The sequence below is a fragment of the Aureimonas sp. CAS genome (genome assembly GCF_059838215.1).
The window spans coordinates 3,322,403-3,338,773 of sequence record NZ_CM187563.1 but is presented as its reverse complement, the minus strand read 5'-3'; the positions used below and the strand labels follow the sequence as shown (position 1 = coordinate 3,338,773).

Here is a 16,371-nt window from a genome sequence, read left to right as displayed (position 1 = left end):
CCGGTGAATCGAAGCACGAGGCGGGGCTCAGAGGTCATGGCGGCCGAACTCATCGACGACCCGCGCCTGGCCGCGCTGACGGCCCGCGAAGCCGTCCGGCGCATGCGCCGGAGCCTGCGGCTGCCGGTCCTGCCCTTCCTGCACCGCCGCTCGCGCGAGAACGACCGGCTGCTCGCCGTTCCGCGCGACCTGGAGCGGGGCAAGGCGGCGATCGCCGAGGCGATCTATTCCGGCGTGTTCGATCTCGCCGGCCACCGGATCGTCGCCACGGCGCGCTCGCCCTTCCTGGAGACCGAGGCCCCCGCCGCCTGGCGCGAGGCGCTGGTCTCCTTCGAATGGCTGCGGCATCTGAGCGAGGTCGAGGACGCGCTCGCCAGCGAGAACGCGCGGGCGCTCCTGCGCGACTTCCTGGCGCCGGGCCTAAGACGCCGGCTGTCACCCGCGCAGCGGCCGGACGTCGCCGCGACGCGGCTGATCGCGCTGCTCTCGCACGCGCCGCTGCTCCTCCAGAACGCCGATTCCGCCTTCCGCCGCCGCTTCCTCGACACGCTCGCCGCCGAGACGCGCGCCCTGAAGCGCGCCGCACCCGAGACCGCCGAGGGGCTGGCACGCCTGAAGGTTCGCATCGCGCTCGCCTTCGCCGCGCTCTGCCTGCCCGGCCGCTGCGACGCGCGTTCGGCTTCGGCGCATCTCAGCGACGAGCTCGACCGCCAGATCTTCCCCGATGGCGGCCACGTCTCGCGCAACCCGCAGGCCATCGCGGCGCTGCTCAAGATGCTGCTGCCGCTGCGCCAGATCTATTCGATGCGGGGCCTCGCCGTTCCGCGCTCGCTCTTCGGCGCCATCGACCGGATGCTGCCGGCGCTGCGCTTCTTCCTGCACGGCGACGGCGCGACGACCCTCTTCAACGGCGCGAGCCTCGTGCCGGTGCCGCTCGTCGCCGCGCTGGTGCGCCAGGACGAGACGCTGGGCGAGCCGGTCGGCCACATGCGCCAGTCCGGCTACCAGCGCCTGTCGCGCGGAACGACGACGATCGTCGCCGACACCGGCCTCGCACCGCCCACCGCGCTGTCGGGCGAGAGCCACGCCGGGACGCTCGCCTTCGAGTTCTCCTCCGGGCGCCAGCGCTTCGTCGTCAATTGCGGGGCGCCGTCCGCCGGCCACGAGGTTCACCGGCGCCTCGCCCGCGCCACCGCCGCCCATTCGACGCTGACGCTCGGCGACCGCTCCTCGGCGCGCTTCGCGCGCTCGGAGCGGCTGGACCGCTTCCTCGGCTCGCCCGTCGTCGCCGGCCCCTCGCGCGTGCCTTCGGCCTGCGAGGAGGTCGCGGAAGGCCAGCTCCTGACCGCCGCCCATGACGGCTACCGGCTCGCCTTCGGTCTCGTCCACGAGCGCGAGATGCTCCTGTGGCACGACGGCATGCGGATCGAGGGCGCCGACCGGCTGCATCCGGCCGCCGGCCGCGCGCGCATGCTCGGGCCCGCCCCGGAGGCGACGCTGCGCTTCCACCTTCACCCGGACGTGGCGGCCGAGCAGGCCGGGCGCGGCATCCGCCTCGCGGCGGGGGAGGAGGTCTGGTGGTTCTTCTGCGACCAGCCGGCGACGCTGGACGACTCGGTCTTCTTCGCCAGCGCCAAGGGACCGCGCCGCACGCGGCAGATCGTGGCGGTCATGCAGACGGGAACCGCGCAGGCGAACTGGCGCTTCGAGCGCCAGCGTTGACGGGGCGCGCCCCGCCTCCACCTACCCGGCGATGCGAAGCGCGATCCTCATCCTCGCCGTCCTGACGCTGACCGCCTGCGGCGGCATGAACCGCGCGGTCGGCGTCCTGCCGAACACGCTCGACGATCTTGCCGAGGAGCGCGAGCGGGCGAGCGGGCAGACGCCGCCGCGCTCCTGAAGAATTGGCCCGACAATCGGAATCGATCTTCGGAAAGCCTGATGCGTGGATTCAGACAGTTTGGGCGACCATCGTGCGTCCGATGGGACGCACGATGGTCCAGATCGCGGTTTCAGATCGCGTCCTCTCCGGACTTCTCCTGATCCGGCTTGGCCGGGTCGGCGTCGTCCTCGACGTCGACCAGCGGACGCACGAAGTCGCCGGTCTCGGGGTCCATCGCCCACAGCTCTCCCGAGGAGATGTCGAACCAGGCGCCGTGAAGCGAGAGCTCGCCCGCCGCCTCGCGCGCCGCGATGTCGGGGAAGGAGCGCAGATTGGCGAGCGAATGGCGGATGGAGATGCGCTCCAGCGCCGTCTGGCGCTCGGACGGCGTCATCAGATCGTTGGCGCCCACGGCCTCGGCGACGGGCCGAACGAGGCTCATCCACTTGCCGATGAAGTCGCCCTGCGAAAGCGGCGTCATGTCGGGGTCGAGCGCGGCCTTGATGCCGCCGCAGCGCCCGTGGCCCATCACCACGATGTGGCGCACCTTCAGCGCCGCGACTGCGAATTCGAGCGCGGCGGAGGTGCCGTGGAACTCGCCGTCCGGCGTGTAGGGCGGCACGAGATTGGCGACGTTGCGCACGACGAAGAGCTCGCCCGGCGCCGAGCCGAAGATCGTCTCCGGCGCGGCGCGCGAATCGCAGCAGGCGACGATCATCGTCTGGGGCGCCTGCCCGTCGCGGGCGAGCGAGCGGTAGGTCGCGGTCTCGGCCAGATAGCGCCCCTCGATGAAGGTGCGGTAGCCGGCCAGGAGATGGTCGGGGAGAATGGTCATGGCCGGCGGCTCCGGGCTGAACGTTGGAATGCTTCAAGCGTGAGGCGGCGCGCCACGTCAAGGCCGCGCGCAACCTCGGCTCATGCCCAGATGGCGATCGGCAGGCCGTGCTCGTCGCGATGGGGCAGATTGGGGTAGGGCCGTGCAAGGCCGAGGGCGTGACGATCGGCGATGAGAAGCATGACGAGAGCGTCGAGACGGTCGTCGTGGGGAACGCCGGGCAGGGACTGATCGAAGGCCTCGGTTGGAATGCCGTGGCGGGAGAGCACGGCTTCTCGTTCGATCCTACCGAGCTGGGACTTTTTCCCATGCTCCATTTCCCGGTCGTCGTTCAGCACGGCGAACGCCACTTCCGGATGGCTTTCGACGATGCGCTCACGAAGCCTTGGGTCGCTGGCAAGGAACAGATCCACCTCACGCACCTTCGGGAGGATGGAAAAGGACTGGATCGGGATCTTACGCGGCGGGTCTGAAAGCGTGGCGGCAAGGGCGCTCGCGCTCCGATGGGCTTCGAGGATATTCGCGAGACCGAAAGTCCGGCTTCCCGCCAGCTCGACGACAGCTCTGGCGGGCATGGAGAAGACGCTGGATCGGCGCCGCTTCAGAAGGGGACGGACCTCCTGTTCGGCGACGCGACCGTTGCCGGCGATGCGGTTTGGATGCCCGATGGGGATATCGACGACGATCGAAGCGTCGTCGGGAAGCGAACTCGCAAGCTCGGCGATCGTCGGGAACGTCGAGAGCCGGACCGCGTCGCCTGGGCGGCGAACGGCCGCGACCCAGCCCTTGCGATACCCGTCGACCCCTGCCGTCGTGACCAAAGGCTTGTCCATGGCAGCCTTATGAAGAGTTTACCGGAAAACAGGCATAAGCCGGTAAACTCGTCATAAGTCGCTCAAGCCCGTCGCCCGCCCGGCATGGCGAGATGACGCATCTGCACCATGGCCATCGGCGTCTTGAGGCTGTCGGCGTCGGTTTCAAGCGTCAGCTCGTCCGCGCCGCGCCGGGCCGTGCGCGCCAGGATCTCGTAGACCGCCGCCGTCGTCGTCTGCAGGGCGCGCTCCTCGCCGAGGCCCGAGAGCACGCGGGCCAGATAGACCGCCGAGGTCAGATCGCCGACGCCGTGCGGCACCGTGTCGATCCGCCGGTGCTCGGCCAGAAGCGCGGAGCGCCCGTCGGTGAAGAGATTGCCGATGCCGCCCCGCAGCATCGGGAAGGCGGAGGTGACGACGACGCGGCCGGGGCCGAGCGTCAGCGCGGCCTCGATCAGATGGTCGTTGCCGGCGAGCTCCAGCCCGGTCAGGAACTCCAGCTCGAAGCGGTTGGGCGTGGCGATGTCGGCCAGCGGCATCAGCCGGTCGCGGATGCCGTCCACCACCGCCTGCGGCTGGTAGAGCCGCCCGCCGTTCTCGTTGCCGTCGCCGATCACCGGATCGCAGCAGAAGACCGCGTCCGGATTGGCGCGCCGCACCGCCTCCACCAGCCGCGCGGCCGGCTCGATCTGGGCGGCCGAGCCGAAATAGCCGGTGAGGACGCCGCCGACCTCCGACAGCCATTCGGCGCCGGCCAGATCGTCCATCATGGCGGCGAAGGCCGCCTCGTCCGGCACGACGCGCGTCGCCGGGCCCCGGCCGGCGTGCCAGGGCAGCGTGATGGTCGGAACCGCCCAGACGGGATGGCCGAGCGATTCCAGCGCCAGGACGGCGGCGCGGTTGCCGACCGTGCCCCGCACGACGTGGCTGGAGACGACGAGGACCGCCGGCCGCTCGCTGGTGCCGGCGCTGCGGGTTTCGCTCATCAGGACAGGAAGTAGGTCTGGACGAAGAGGAAGACGAGGACGACGAAGCCGACGAGCCCCAGCGCGCGGCCGATGCGCGTTCCGATCACCTCGATACGGTCGTTCGGGTCGGCGTCGTCGGCGGAGAAGTGGCCGCGCGTGTTCGACAGCATGCGCGCCGTCGTGCCGCCGACCTGGATGTCGGTCTCCTCGCGCAGCCGCTTGAGGATCGCTTCGGACTCCGCCCGGCGCTCCGCGTCTCGACGATCGTGCTCCATGCGCGGGACCCTGCCCGAAAGGCGCGACGAGGGCAATATGGTGGGGCGCCATGCGGGCTGTCGCGCCGTTGCCGCTTTCATGCCAGAAGAGGGCCGTCGAGGAAGAGGAGGGCTTCAATGCCGTCGACGAGCCGCGAGAAGACGCAGATCATCGAGGACGTGCTGGAGAGGCTGGCGACGGAGGAGGCCGCCGCGACGCTGGTGCCGCTTCTCCTGGCCCGCCCGCCCGCCGAGGATCTCGTCGCCTTCCCGCCGGCCGCGCTCGCCGTCGCCGCCAAGTCCGCCGCGAGCGCGCTCTCCGCGCACCGGCCCGACACCGCCTTCGTCGAGGTCTCGTGCCCCGAGGGCTTCTCCAAGGACGGCGAGGCGCTGCAGCTCGTCACCATCGTCAACGACGACCGGCCGTTCCTGTTCGACTCCGTCGTCGCCGAGATCGCCGAATCGATGGCGGAGACGCACTACATCTCCCATCCCGTCCTCGACGTCGTGCGCGGGGGCGACGGGCGCATCCTCTCCTTCTCCGCCTCGCATCTGCCCGATCCGGCGGACGGGACGCCGGCGCGCGTCAGCCTGATCCAGCTCGCCACCACGGCGACCGACGCCGAGGCTCAGGCCGAGCTGAAGGAGCGCCTCACCGTCATCCTCGGCGAGGTCGCGATCGCCAACGAAGACTTCTACGCCATGCGCGAGCGCGCCAGCCGCGCCGCCTTCACGCTCGGCCGGCGCGCCGAGCGCACCGTCGATCCGGCCGAGCGCGCGCTCGTCGAAGAGGCGGCACGCTTCCTCGACTGGCTGGCGGACAAGAACTTCATCTTCCTCGGCATCCGCGAGTTCGACTACCGGCGCGGCGAAGGCGGCGGCGTCCTGGAGCGCCGGCCCGGCTCGGAACTCGGCATCCTGCGCGACCCCGAGGTGCGCGTCCTTCGCCGCGAGGCCGGCGAGGCGAGCATCGGCGAGGAGGTCCGCGCCTTCCTGGAGGCGCCGACGCCGCTGATCGTCGCCAAGGCCAACACGCGCTCGCGCGTCCACCGCCGCGTCTACATGGACTATGTCGGCGTGAAGGATTTCGACGCCTCCGGCCGTCTCGTCGGCGAGACGCGGATCGTCGGCCTCTTCGCCTCCACCGCCTACAACCAGCCGATCCTCTCGGTGCCCTATCTGCGCCAGAAGGCGCAGACGGTGATCTCGCGCTTCGGCCTGTCGCCGCAGTCGCATTCGGCCAAGGCGCTCCTGAACGCGCTGGAGACCTACTCGCGCGACGAGGTCTTCCAGATCGACGTCGATCTCCTGGAAAGCTTCATCGGCACGATCCTGGAGCTGGGCGAGCGTCCGCGCGTGCGCATCCTCGCCCGCTTCGACCCGTTCGACCGCTTCGTCTCCGTCCTCGTCTTCGTGCCGCGCGAGCGCTACGATCAGCGGCTGCGCGAGGCGACCGGCCGGCTGCTCGCCGAGGCCTTCGACGGGCACGTCTCGGCCTACTACCCCTCCTTCCCGGAGGGGCCGCTGGCGCGCGTCCACTTCATTATCGGCCGCCGCGGCGGTGCGACGCCGCGTCCCGACATCGCGGGGCTGGAAGCGCGCGTCGCCGACATGGCGCGCTCCTGGCTCGACGGCTTCGAGAAGGCGCTGGCGGCCTCCGGCGGCACGCGCGCGCTTCTCGATCTCGGCCGCGCGCTGCCCGGCGCCTATCGCGAGGCGGTGGCCCCGGAAGCGGCGCTGACGGAGACCGCGCGCATCGCCGCGCTTTCCCCGGACGCCCCGCTCGACGTGGACTTCTCCAGCGACCCCGCCTCCGCCGTCGAGGACGGGACGCTGGGGCTTGCGCTGCGCACGCTCGGCCCGTCCCTCTCCCTGTCCACGCGCGTGCCGATCCTGGAGAACATGGGCTTTGCCGTCGGCTCGGAGCGCACCTTCGCGCTGACGCGCCCGGACGGCGACGAGGTCCATGTCCACCACATGGACCTGACGCGGCGCGACGGCGGCGCGGCGCTGACGCAAGGCGGCGCGAAGGCGCTGGCCGAGACCTATCTCGCCGTTGCCGACGGGCGCATCGAGAACGACGGCTTCAACGCGCTCGTGCTCGGCGCCGGGCTGGACTGGCGCGAAGCCAACGTGCTGCGGGCGCTGGCGCGCTATCTGCGCCAGACCGGCCTTTCGCTGCCGGACGGCTTCATCGCCGCCGTGCTCGGCCGGCATCCCGATCTCGCCCGCCAGCTGTTCGAGCTCTTCGCGCAGAGCTTCGACCCGGCCCGCACGCGCCGGCCGGACGAGCCGGAGGAGGGCGCGGACGCCGCCTCGCGCGAGGCGGCGCGGCGCGGCGTCGCCTCGATCCATGCGGCGATCCTGGAAGGGCTCGACGCGGTCGACAGCCTGGACGACGACCGGGTGATCCGCCGCCTCGCCATGGCGATCCTGGCGATGCTGCGCACCAACTACTATTCCGTGCCCGAGATTTCCGCCGACCCGGACTCGCGGCCCGGCGCGGTGAAGCCGGCGCTCGCCTTCAAGTTCGCGCCCAAGGCCATGGACTGGCTGCCCCAGCCGGTGCCCTTCCGCGAGATCTTCGTCTTCGACGCGCGCGTTGAGGGCGTGCATCTGCGCTTCGGCAAGGTCGCGCGCGGCGGGCTGCGCTGGTCCGACCGCAGCCAGGACTACCGCACCGAGGTGCTGGGCCTCGTGAAGGCGCAGCAGGTGAAGAACGCGGTGATCGTGCCCGTCGGCGCCAAGGGCGGCTTCTACCCGAAGCGCCTGCCGGCCGGCGGCGACCGCGACGCGATCTTCTCGGCCGGGCGCTCGGCCTATGTCGTCTTCGTCGACTCCCTTCTCTCGGTGACGGACAACGCGCTCGGCGACGAGGTGACGACCCCGCGCGGCGTCGTCGCCCATGACGAGCAGGACCCCTATCTGGTCGTCGCCGCCGACAAGGGCACGGCGACCTTCTCCGACACGGCCAACGCCATCGCGCAGGCCGAGGATTTCTGGCTCGACGACGCCTTCGCCTCCGGCGGCTCGGCCGGCTACGACCACAAGGGCATGGGCATCACCGCGCGCGGCGCCTGGGAGGCGGTGAAGCGCCACTTCCGCGAGATGGGACGCGACGGACGGCCGCTCGACATCCAGACCGAGACCTTCACGGCGGCCGGCTGCGGCGACATGTCGGGCGACGTCTTCGGCAACGGCATGCTCCTGTCGCAGAAGACGCGGCTCGTCGCCGCCTTCGACCATCGCGACATCTTCATCGACCCCGATCCGGACCCGGCCGTCTCCTTCGCCGAGCGCAAGCGGCTCTTCGAGCTGCCGCGCTCCAGCTGGCAGGACTACGACCGCTCGCTCCTGTCGAAGGGCGGCGGCGTCTTCTCGCGACGCGACAAGACGATCCGCCTCTCGCCCGAGGCCGCCGAGGCCATCGGCTGGGACCGCCGTTCGGGCACGCCGAGCGAGATCATCAACGCCATCCTGAAGAGCCCGGTCGACCTTCTCTGGTTCGGCGGCATCGGCACCTATATCCGCGCCAGCACCGAGACCAACGCCGACGCGGGCGACCGGGCGAACGACGCGGTGCGCGTCACGGGCCGCGAGCTGCGCGCCAAGGTGGTGGGCGAGGGCGCCAATCTCGGCGCCACCCAGAAGGGCCGCATTGAGTTCGCGCGGGCCGGCGGGCGGATCAACACCGACGCCATCGACAATTCGGCGGGCGTGAACACCTCCGACGTCGAGGTCAACATCAAGATCGCGCTGAAGAGCGCCATGGCCGAGGGCCGGCTGGACCGGCCCGCCCGCGACCGGCTGCTGGCGACCATGACCGACGAGGTGGCAAGCCTCGTCCTGTCCAACAATTACGAGCAGACGCTGGCGCTCTCTCTCGACCAGGCGACGGGCGTTCTCGGCCTTGCCGGACAGGCGCGGCTGATGAGCGTCCTGGAGGAGCGGGGCGAGCTCTCGCGCGAGGTGGAGACGCTTCCGACCGACGCGGGGATCGCCGATCTGAAGGCGGCGGGGAAGGCGCTGACGCGGCCCGAACTCGCCGTGCTCCTCGCCTACGCCAAGCTCGACCTCTACGACCGCATCCTGGAGTCCTCGCTGCCCGACGAGCCCTATCTGACCGACCGTCTCGTCCACTACTTCCCGGAGCGGATGCGGCAGGAGCACCTTTCCGACATCGAGACGCACCGGCTGCGCCGCGAGATCGTCGCCACGCGCCTCGCCAACGCGTTCGTCAACCGGCTCGGCTCGCCCTTCGCGGTGATGTTCGCGGACGCGGCGGGCGCGACGGCGCCGCGCTGCGTCGCGGCCTACATCATCGCGGCTGACGGCTTCGCGATCGACGATCTGTCGAGCCGCATCGACGCGCTGGACGGCCGGCTGGACGGCGAGACGCAGATCGGCCTCTATCTGTCGGTCCGCCGTTTCCTCTGGGCGACGACCGCGTGGTTCATCCGCAACGTGCCGGAGGGCGCGGAACTGTCCGAAGCGGTCGGCCGCATTACGGAGGCATCGCGGCTCCTGCGCCCGCATCTGGTCGAATCCTCCAGCGACCGGGCCCGGGCCGACTTCGACGCGCGGCGTGCGGGGCTGACGAGCGCCGGCGTTCCCGAGGACCTCGCAGACGACATCGCGCTCCTGCCCCTGATGGCGCTGCTGCCGGACGTCCTCACCGTTTCACGTGAGACGGACGTCGCCCTGCCGAAGGCGCTCTCGGCCTTCTTCGGCATCACACGCCTCTTCCGCATCGGCCGGATCGAGGGCGCGCTTCGGCAGCTGCGGCCTTCCGACTATTTCGAGATGCTGGCGCTCGAGCGCGCGGCGGCCCAGCTGAGCGCCGCCCGGCGCCGGATGACCGCCGAGGCGCTGCGCAAGGGCGGCGACGACCCCGTCGCGGCCTGGGCCGAGGGTCAGGGCGAGCAGCTGCAGCGCGTGGTGGAACAGGTCGGGCGCCTGACGGGAAGCGGCGAGACCTCCGTCGCCCGTCTGACGCTCGCGGTCGGCCTGCTCCTCGACCTCGATCCGCGCTGATCGAGCCTTCGGACGGGCGCGCTTTTCCGCGAGCCCGTCCGTAACCGGCGGTTCACCGTCGGACGAGTTCGCGAACCGTCGCGGATGGGCATTCGGTCGCACCTGACGTAGACATGGAGATGTGAGGTAGGCCGAGGCTTCGAGGAAAACGCGATGCAGGACGCGCGGGGTGAAGCCCTGACGGCGCCGGGCGAGCCCGAGCGCGGCGTCTTCTCACGGCCGGCCATCTGGGGCTGGATGAGCTTCGATTTCGCCGCTCAGCCCTTCTTCACCATCGTCGTCACCTTCATCTTCGGCCCCTATTTCGTCGCCCAGCTGGCGCCCGATCCGGCGACCGGCCAGACCTATTGGGCGGCGGCCGCGACCGTCTCCAGCCTGACGGTCGGCCTTCTGGCGCCCCTTCTCGGCGCGATCGCCGACCGGGCCGGACCGCGCAAGCCCTGGATCGCCGCCTTCGCGGTGGCGAAGATCCTCGCGCTTCTCCTTCTGTGGACTGCCGCTCCGGGCTCGAGCCTCTTCGCCGCGGCGGCCCTGATCGTCGTCGCCACGGTCGCCGCCGAGTTCTCCATCGTCTTCAACGACGCGATGATCCCCCATCTGGTCCCCAAGCCCGCCATCGGCCTCGTGTCGAACATCGCCTGGGGCATCGGCTACTGCGCCGGCATGATCGCGCTCTTCACGACCGTGCTCCTGCTCGCGGCCGACATGACGAGCGGACTGACGCTGGCGGGCATCCCGCCGCTCTTCGACCTCGACCCGTCGCAAGGGGAGGCGGCGCGCGCCACCGGGCCGCTCTCGGCGATCTGGTATCTCGTCTTCGTGCTGCCGATGTTCCTGCTCGTGCCGGATCGCCCGTCGCGGCCCGTGGCGGCGCGGACCGCCGTGCGCCAGGGCGCGGCGGAGCTCCTCGGCACGGTGCGCGAGCTGCGGCGGCGCGGCGCGCTCTTCCGCTTCATCCTGGCACGGCTCTTCTACCAGGACGGGGTCAACGGCATCCTGCTCCTGGGCGGCGCCTTCGCGGCGGGCCTCTTCGGCTGGTCGGTGACCGAAAGCGGGCTCTTCGGCATCATCCTCAACGTCTTCGCGATCCTCGGCTGCGGGCTCGCCGGGCTGATCGACCGGCGATTCGGCTCCAAGAGCGTGGTGATGATCTCGATCCTGCTTCTCGGCCTCGCCGCGCTCGGGATCGTCTCGACCGCGCCGAACGCGACGCTCTTCGGCCTTCTCGTCTTCGCCGACCCTTCGGGCGAGACGGGGCTCTTCTCGACCGGCGCCGAGCGCGCCTATCTCGCCTTCGGCATCCTGATCGGGCTCGCCTTCGGGCCGATCCAGGCCTCGTCGCGCTCGTGGCTGGCGCAGTCGGTCGATGCGGACGAGGCGGGCCGCTATTTCGGCCTCTACGCCCTGACCGGCCGCATCACGACCTTCCTCGCGCCGCTCTCGGTGGCGCTTCTGACCGCCTTCGCCGCCACGCGCACCGATCCGGTGACGGCCTCGCGGATCGGCATGTCCGCGCTGCTCGTCTTCTTCGCGCTCGGCTTCTTGCTTCTCCTGACGACCCGCGACCCGCGCCTCGAACCGTCCGGCTGACCCGTCCGGGATCAGTGCCGGAAGTGGCGCATGCCCGTGAGCACCATGGCGACGCCGTGCTCGTCGGCGGCGCGGATCACCTCGTCGTCGCGCATCGAGCCGCCCGGCTGGATCACCGCCGTCGCGCCCGCCTCGATCGCCGACAGCAGTCCGTCGGCGAAGGGGAAGAAGGCGTCGGAGGCGACGACCGAGCCCCTGGTCAGCGGCTCGCCGCCGGCCTCGCGCGCGGCGTCCTCCGCCTTGCGCGCGGCGATGCGGGCCGAGTCCAGGCGGCTCATCTGCCCGGCGCCGACGCCGACCGTCGCCAGATCGCGGGCATAGACGATGGCGTTCGACTTCACGTGCTTGGCGACGCGGAAGGCGAAGCGCAGATCGGCCATCTCCCGGTCCGTCGGCGCGCGCTCGGTCACGACCTTCAGGTCGAGCCCGTCCACCGTGCCGGCGTCGCGCGTCTGGACGAGGAGGCCCCCCGAGACGGACTTGACGATCCGGCCGCCCGCGCGCGGGTCGGGCAGGCCGCCGGTCAGGAGCAGGCGCAGGTTCTTCTTGGCCGCGACGATCTCCATCGCCTCTTCGTCGGCCTCGGGCGCGACGATGACCTCGGTGAAGATCTTGACGATCTCGCGCGCGGCCGCGGCGTCGAGCCGGCGGTTCAGAGCCACGATGCCGCCGAAGGCCGAGACCGGGTCGCAGGCGAGCGCGCGGGCATAGGCCTGCGACAGATCGGCGCCCTCCGCCACGCCGCAGGGATTGGCGTGCTTGACGATGGCGACGGCCGCCGTGCGCGCGGGATCGAACTCGGCCACGCACTCGAAGGCGGCGTCGGTGTCGTTGATGTTGTTGTAGGAGAGCTCCTTGCCCTGCACCTGCCGCGCCGTCGCGACGCCCGCGCGGCTCTCGTCCGTCCGGTAGAAGCCGGCGGACTGGTGCGGGTTCTCGCCGTAGCGCAGCGAGGAGACGAGCGTGGCGGACAGGTTCAGGCGCTCGGGCAGCGTCTCGGCGGACTTCGCCTCTTCGCCGGTCCGGGCGAACCACGCGCCCACCGCGGCGTCGTAGCCGGCCGTCAGCGCGAAGGCCTTGGCCGCGAGGCGGCGGCGCAAGGCGAGGTCGGTCTCGCCGCTCGCCTCGATGGCCTCGATCGCGCCGGCATAGTCGGCCGGATCGGTCAGGACGGCGACATAGGCATGGTTCTTGGCGCCGGCGCGGATCATCGCCGGGCCGCCGATGTCGATGTTCTCGATCACCGCCGAGGGTTCGGCGCCCGAGGCCTCCACCTCGGCGAAGGGATAGAGATTCACCACGAGGAGGTCGATCCCTTCGATGCCGTGCTCCTGCATCGCGGCGGCGTGCGCCGGATCGTTGCGGATGGCGAGAAGGCCGCCGTGGACGGAGGGGTGCAGCGTCTTCACCCGGCCGTCCATGACCTCCGGAAAGCCCGTGACGGAGGAGACGTCGGCGACGGGCAGGCCCGCCTCCTTCAGGATCTTGGCCGAGCCGCCCGTCGAGACCAGCTCCACGCCGCGCGCATGCAGCGCGCGCGCCAGATCGATCAGGCCGGTCTTGTCGAAGACGGAGAGCAGGGCGCGTCGAACGGGCAGGCGGTCCGGGGCGGGGGTGGCATTGGCGGCGATGGCCATCGGGACGAAACCTCCAGGGGGAAGCCCGGCCGCGCAGGACGGCGCGACGGGCGGGGTTCGCGCGCCTGATAGAGCATCCGCCGCCCCACCGGAACCCATCACGGGTCACGGCCCATCCACCGAAAATTCGCCGATCCGCATTCCAAGCCGCGAGAATGGGCCTTGCGAACAATTTGAAACATCCATCTAAAGGACGGAAGGGGCGGCACGGCCGCCTGTTCGGGACGAAACAGCCAAAGACGGTTCGAGGAACGGCCCCATGATCCATCGCATGAAGACCGGCGCGGCGCTGGTGGCGCTTCTGACGCTCGCCGCCTGCCAGCAGAGCGCGCCCACCTTCGGGGGCGGGGCCTCCGCCGGCCCGGCGCCGCTGCCCTCCGCCCCGCGCGGACAGGTCTTCGCCAACCAGCTTCCGCCGCCGCCTCCGCCGCCCTCGGCCGCGCAGGCCCCTGCCGGAACGGACGGCGCGGCCGGTGCGCCCGGAGCCCCCGGCGCGGCTCCGACCCAGACGGCCTCCGCCGGTCCGGTCACGCGCGAGGGTCTCGTCGGCGCCTGGCGCGTCTCCTCGGCGGGCGGCAACTGCCAGATCTTCATGGCGCTGACCCAGTGGAGCGGCGGATACCGCGCGGCCTCGCGCGGCTGCCCCGGCCAGATCGCCGACGTGTCGGCCTGGGACGTCTCGGGCAACCAGGTCGTGCTGCGCTCGGGATCGGGCGACACGGTGGCGACGCTGAACAATGCCGGCGGCACCCGCTACGAGGGCACCACCACGGGCGGCCAGCAGATCTCGCTGTTCCGCTAGGCCGCAAGGCGAACGAGGCGAAGCCATGCCACAGACCGGCTACGGCGTGGTCGGCGCCGAGCGCGGCGCCGTGCGCGCGAGCCTCGAGGAGCGCGTGCGCGCGGGCCGGCTGGACGCCGACCCCGTGCAGCGCGCGCTGGCCGACCGGCTGGACCGCCTCGAACGCGAGCTGAAGGCCGGCTCGGTCGCCACCAAGAAAAGCGCGCTCGGCTGGCTCTTCGGCCGGCGCGAGGCGACGCCCCCGCCGCGCGGCCTCTACATCTACGGCAAGGTCGGGCGCGGCAAATCCATGCTGATGGACCTGTTCTTCGAGAAGAGCAGCGTCCGCGATCGCCGCCGCGTCCACTTCCACGCCTTCATGGGCGAGGTCCACGAGCGGATCTCGGCCCACCGCGCCGCGGTGAAGGAGGGGCGCGCGCAAGGCGACGACCCCATCGCCCCGACGGCCGCCGCGATCGCGGGGCAGGCGCGGCTCCTATGCTTCGACGAGTTCACCGTGACGGACATCGCCGACGCGATGATCCTCTCGCGCCTGTTCGAGGCGCTGTTCGCGCAGGGCATCGCGCTCGTCGCGACCTCCAACGTCGCGCCCGACGACCTCTACCGCGACGGGCTGAACCGTCCGCTCTTCCTGCCCTTCGTCGATGTCCTGAAGCGCCACACGGACGTGTTCGAGGTGGACGCGCCGACCGACTACCGGCTGCAGTCGATCGGCGGGGACGATCTGTATCTGTGGCCGCGCGATCCGCAGACGCAGGCGCGGTTCGACGGGCTCTGGCGCTCGGTCGTCGGCAGCTCGGGCGAGAGCGCGGGCAAGGTCGCGGTGAAGGGGCGCACGATCGAGGCGGGGCGCACGGGCAACGGCGCGGCGCGCTTCGCCTTCGACGATCTGGTGCGCCGGCCGCTCGGAGCGGGCGACTTCCTGGCGCTTGCCGAACGCTTCGACACGATCTTCTTGGAAGGCGTGAGCGCGATGGGCGAGGCGGAGCGCAACGAGGCCAAGCGCTTCATCCTTCTCGTCGACGTTCTCTACGACAAGGGACGCCGCCTCGCGATCCTGGCCGACGTGCCGGTCGACAAGCTCTACACCGGGCGGCGCGGCACGGAGGCCTTCGAGTTCGACCGCACCGTCTCGCGCCTGATCGAGATGCGCTCGCACGACTACGAGGCGCGGCGGCTGGCGGGGCAGTCCTCCGAGGGCTGACGCCGTCGAGCCGCGCCGGGAGCCGCCGGCTCAGAACGCCCGCGGCCGCGCGAGCCCGGCCGGATCGGGCCGCTCCTGCCGGACCGGCGGACGCTGCCCCTCCCGCACGGCGGATGCGGCCACCACCCGGTCCCGTCCCTCCGCCTTGGCCCTGTAGAGCGCCTCGTCGCAGCGCTCGATCGTCTGCGCCAGCGGCGCCTGGCGCGCATGGGCGAGGCCGACGCTGATCGTCATGGAGAAGTCGGCGTCGGGAAGAACGACGCGGCGTTCGCGCACGAGCCGGGCGATCCGTTCGGCGACGCTCCAGGCCTCCTCGCTCGACGTGCCCGGCAGGACGACGACGAACTCCTCGCCGCCGAACCGCGCGACCACGTCGCCCTCGCGCGCGCCCGAGCGCAGGAGCCCCGCGACCACGCACAGCGCCGCGTCTCCGACATGGTGGCCGAAGCGGTCGTTCACCGACTTGAAGTGATCGACGTCGATGAGAAGAACGGCGTAGCCCTGCGAATGCGAAAGCGCCCGCAGCCGCTCGTCGGCTTCGAGAAGGGCGCGGCGATTGGTGAGCCCGGTGAGCGGGTCGGTGTGGGCGTCGTCCAGCAGCGACTTCTCGCGGGCGATGATGCGGCTCTCGCGCTGCATCATCCCGCAGAGGACGAAGGCGGCGAACAGCGCGCTGCCCGTCATCGAGAGGGCGATCACGATCAGGAAGCGCGTGGAGAGGTCGTTGGGAAAGAGGAAGACCACGAGGCTCTGGACCGAGATGCCGAGCCCGAGCAGAAGAAGGCCGAACGGGGTGACCGGCCGCCGCTTCGCCCAGGCGTAGCGCCAGACGAGGCCGACGACGAAGGCGATCGAGATCGTCAGCAGGCCCGGAACGACGCCCGCTCCCCCGACGCCGTAGCGGTAGGCACCGCCGAGGACCGCCGCGATCGAGGCCGCGACCGGGCCGACGAAGGCCCCGGCGACCGCGATGAAGATGGCGCGATTGTCGATCAGGAGCCCCGGAACCGGCATGGCGGGCGTCGCCATCGCCATCACCGCTCCCGCGCCGAAGGTCAGGCCCTGGATCATGGACCGCGTCGGCCGGGACAGGCGCAGCCGCTCGACCGTGCCGTAGAGCACGGCGACGAGCGCCATCAGCCCCAACCCGTTGACGAGGGAAATCAGAAGCGCGATCAGGATGTCTGCTCCACGAGGTTCCCGGTCCGGCGGCCGTGATCATCGCCGCGAACGGCTTAAAAGCAATTAATGGGAAGACCGAGGACGGAGCGGAAGCGGGCCCACCCGATCGGGACAGGTGACACCGCAAGCCAAACCCCGCGCGACAGAAACGCATTTACGTTTACGTAAACG

The 16,371-nt window shown here is 71.2% G+C and carries 12 protein-coding genes; 6 read left to right on the top strand and 6 right to left on the bottom strand.

Annotated elements, in window-relative coordinates; translation table 11 throughout:
• The first annotated feature begins 36 nt into the window (after nt 1–36).
• Nucleotides 37–1,722, top strand: a complete 1,686-nt coding sequence (locus AC6R2M_RS16055; protein WP_500483861.1) for a heparinase II/III family protein — start codon at nt 37–39, stop codon at nt 1,720–1,722.
• Between the two features lie 31 nt (nt 1,723–1,753).
• The gene (locus AC6R2M_RS16050) at nt 1,754–1,900 is read left to right on the top strand and encodes a hypothetical protein (RefSeq protein WP_500483859.1); all 147 of its coding nucleotides are present in this window, start codon (nt 1,754–1,756) and stop codon (nt 1,898–1,900) included.
• A gap of 112 nt (nt 1,901–2,012) precedes the next feature.
• On the opposite strand, the gene AC6R2M_RS16045 is transcribed toward AC6R2M_RS16050, so the two are convergent.
• The 4 genes from AC6R2M_RS16045 to AC6R2M_RS16030 form a co-directional block, all read right to left on the bottom strand.
• Complete coding sequence (locus AC6R2M_RS16045) at nt 2,013–2,717, bottom strand: carbonic anhydrase (protein ID WP_500483857.1); 705 nt, start codon at nt 2,715–2,717, stop codon at nt 2,013–2,015.
• An 80-nt stretch (nt 2,718–2,797) separates the two neighbouring features.
• Complete coding sequence (locus AC6R2M_RS16040; RefSeq protein WP_500483855.1) at nt 2,798–3,550, bottom strand: DUF429 domain-containing protein; 753 nt, start codon at nt 3,548–3,550, stop codon at nt 2,798–2,800.
• Nucleotides 3,551–3,612: 62 nt separating this feature from the next.
• On the bottom strand, nt 3,613–4,515 hold the full coding sequence (gene pdxY / locus AC6R2M_RS16035) for a pyridoxal kinase PdxY (RefSeq protein WP_500483853.1): 903 nt from the start codon (nt 4,513–4,515) through the stop codon (nt 3,613–3,615).
• The gene (locus AC6R2M_RS16030) at nt 4,515–4,772 is read right to left on the bottom strand and encodes a hypothetical protein (RefSeq protein WP_500483851.1); all 258 of its coding nucleotides are present in this window, start codon (nt 4,770–4,772) and stop codon (nt 4,515–4,517) included. Before AC6R2M_RS16030 ends, pdxY begins: the two co-directional genes overlap by 1 nt.
• A 117-nt stretch (nt 4,773–4,889) precedes the next feature.
• On the opposite strand from AC6R2M_RS16030, the gene AC6R2M_RS16025 reads away from it, so the two are divergent.
• Together AC6R2M_RS16025 and AC6R2M_RS16020 are read left to right on the top strand one after the other, a co-directional pair.
• Complete coding sequence (locus tag AC6R2M_RS16025) at nt 4,890–9,785, top strand: NAD-glutamate dehydrogenase (protein ID WP_500483849.1); 4,896 nt, start codon at nt 4,890–4,892, stop codon at nt 9,783–9,785.
• Nucleotides 9,786–9,938: 153 nt separating this feature from the next.
• Nucleotides 9,939–11,375 (top strand): MFS transporter, encoded by a 1,437-nt coding sequence (locus tag AC6R2M_RS16020; RefSeq protein WP_500483847.1) that lies wholly within the window; start codon nt 9,939–9,941, stop codon nt 11,373–11,375.
• Between the two features lie 11 nt (nt 11,376–11,386).
• Here the strand turns inward: AC6R2M_RS16020 and purH are convergent, their stop codons facing one another.
• Nucleotides 11,387–13,012 carry a bifunctional phosphoribosylaminoimidazolecarboxamide formyltransferase/IMP cyclohydrolase gene (gene purH, locus AC6R2M_RS16015; protein WP_500483845.1) on the bottom strand — a complete coding sequence of 542 codons (1,626 nt, stop codon included), beginning with the start codon at nt 13,010–13,012 and terminating at the stop codon, nt 11,387–11,389.
• A gap of 259 nt (nt 13,013–13,271) precedes the next feature.
• On the opposite strand from purH, the gene AC6R2M_RS16010 reads away from it, so the two are divergent.
• Nucleotides 13,272–13,814, top strand: a complete 543-nt coding sequence (locus AC6R2M_RS16010; RefSeq protein WP_500483843.1) for a protease inhibitor Inh/omp19 family protein — start codon at nt 13,272–13,274, stop codon at nt 13,812–13,814.
• 25 nt (nt 13,815–13,839) lie between these two features.
• On the top strand, nt 13,840–15,018 hold the full coding sequence (gene zapE, locus AC6R2M_RS16005; RefSeq protein WP_500483841.1) for a cell division protein ZapE: 1,179 nt from the start codon (nt 13,840–13,842) through the stop codon (nt 15,016–15,018).
• A gap of 30 nt (nt 15,019–15,048) precedes the next feature.
• Here zapE and AC6R2M_RS16000 read toward each other — a convergent pair whose 3' ends face one another.
• Nucleotides 15,049–16,155 (bottom strand): GGDEF domain-containing protein, encoded by a 1,107-nt coding sequence (locus tag AC6R2M_RS16000; RefSeq protein WP_500483839.1) that lies wholly within the window; start codon nt 16,153–16,155, stop codon nt 15,049–15,051.
• Between the last annotated feature and the right edge of the window lie 216 nt (nt 16,156–16,371).

Excerpts from the sequence above, each read along its gene's own strand:
- AC6R2M_RS16000 (WP_500483839.1), bottom strand. The coding sequence starts at position 16,155 with ATGGCGCTCGTCGCCGTGCTCTACGGCACGGTCGAGCGGCTGCGCCTG.
- pdxY (WP_500483853.1), bottom strand. The coding sequence starts at position 4,515 with ATGAGCGAAACCCGCAGCGCCGGCACCAGCGAGCGGCCGGCGGTCCTC.
- AC6R2M_RS16045 (WP_500483857.1), bottom strand. The coding sequence starts at position 2,717 with ATGACCATTCTCCCCGACCATCTCCTGGCCGGCTACCGCACCTTCATC.
- AC6R2M_RS16010 (WP_500483843.1), top strand. The coding sequence starts at position 13,272 with ATGATCCATCGCATGAAGACCGGCGCGGCGCTGGTGGCGCTTCTGACG.
- AC6R2M_RS16050 (WP_500483859.1), top strand. The coding sequence starts at position 1,754 with ATGCGAAGCGCGATCCTCATCCTCGCCGTCCTGACGCTGACCGCCTGC.
- zapE (WP_500483841.1), top strand. The coding sequence starts at position 13,840 with ATGCCACAGACCGGCTACGGCGTGGTCGGCGCCGAGCGCGGCGCCGTG.
- AC6R2M_RS16030 (WP_500483851.1), bottom strand. The coding sequence starts at position 4,772 with ATGGAGCACGATCGTCGAGACGCGGAGCGCCGGGCGGAGTCCGAAGCG.
- AC6R2M_RS16025 (WP_500483849.1), top strand. The coding sequence starts at position 4,890 with ATGCCGTCGACGAGCCGCGAGAAGACGCAGATCATCGAGGACGTGCTG.
- purH (WP_500483845.1), bottom strand. The coding sequence starts at position 13,012 with ATGGCCATCGCCGCCAATGCCACCCCCGCCCCGGACCGCCTGCCCGTT.
- AC6R2M_RS16040 (WP_500483855.1), bottom strand. The coding sequence starts at position 3,550 with ATGGACAAGCCTTTGGTCACGACGGCAGGGGTCGACGGGTATCGCAAG.
- AC6R2M_RS16055 (WP_500483861.1), top strand. The coding sequence starts at position 37 with ATGGCGGCCGAACTCATCGACGACCCGCGCCTGGCCGCGCTGACGGCC.
- AC6R2M_RS16020 (WP_500483847.1), top strand. The coding sequence starts at position 9,939 with ATGCAGGACGCGCGGGGTGAAGCCCTGACGGCGCCGGGCGAGCCCGAG.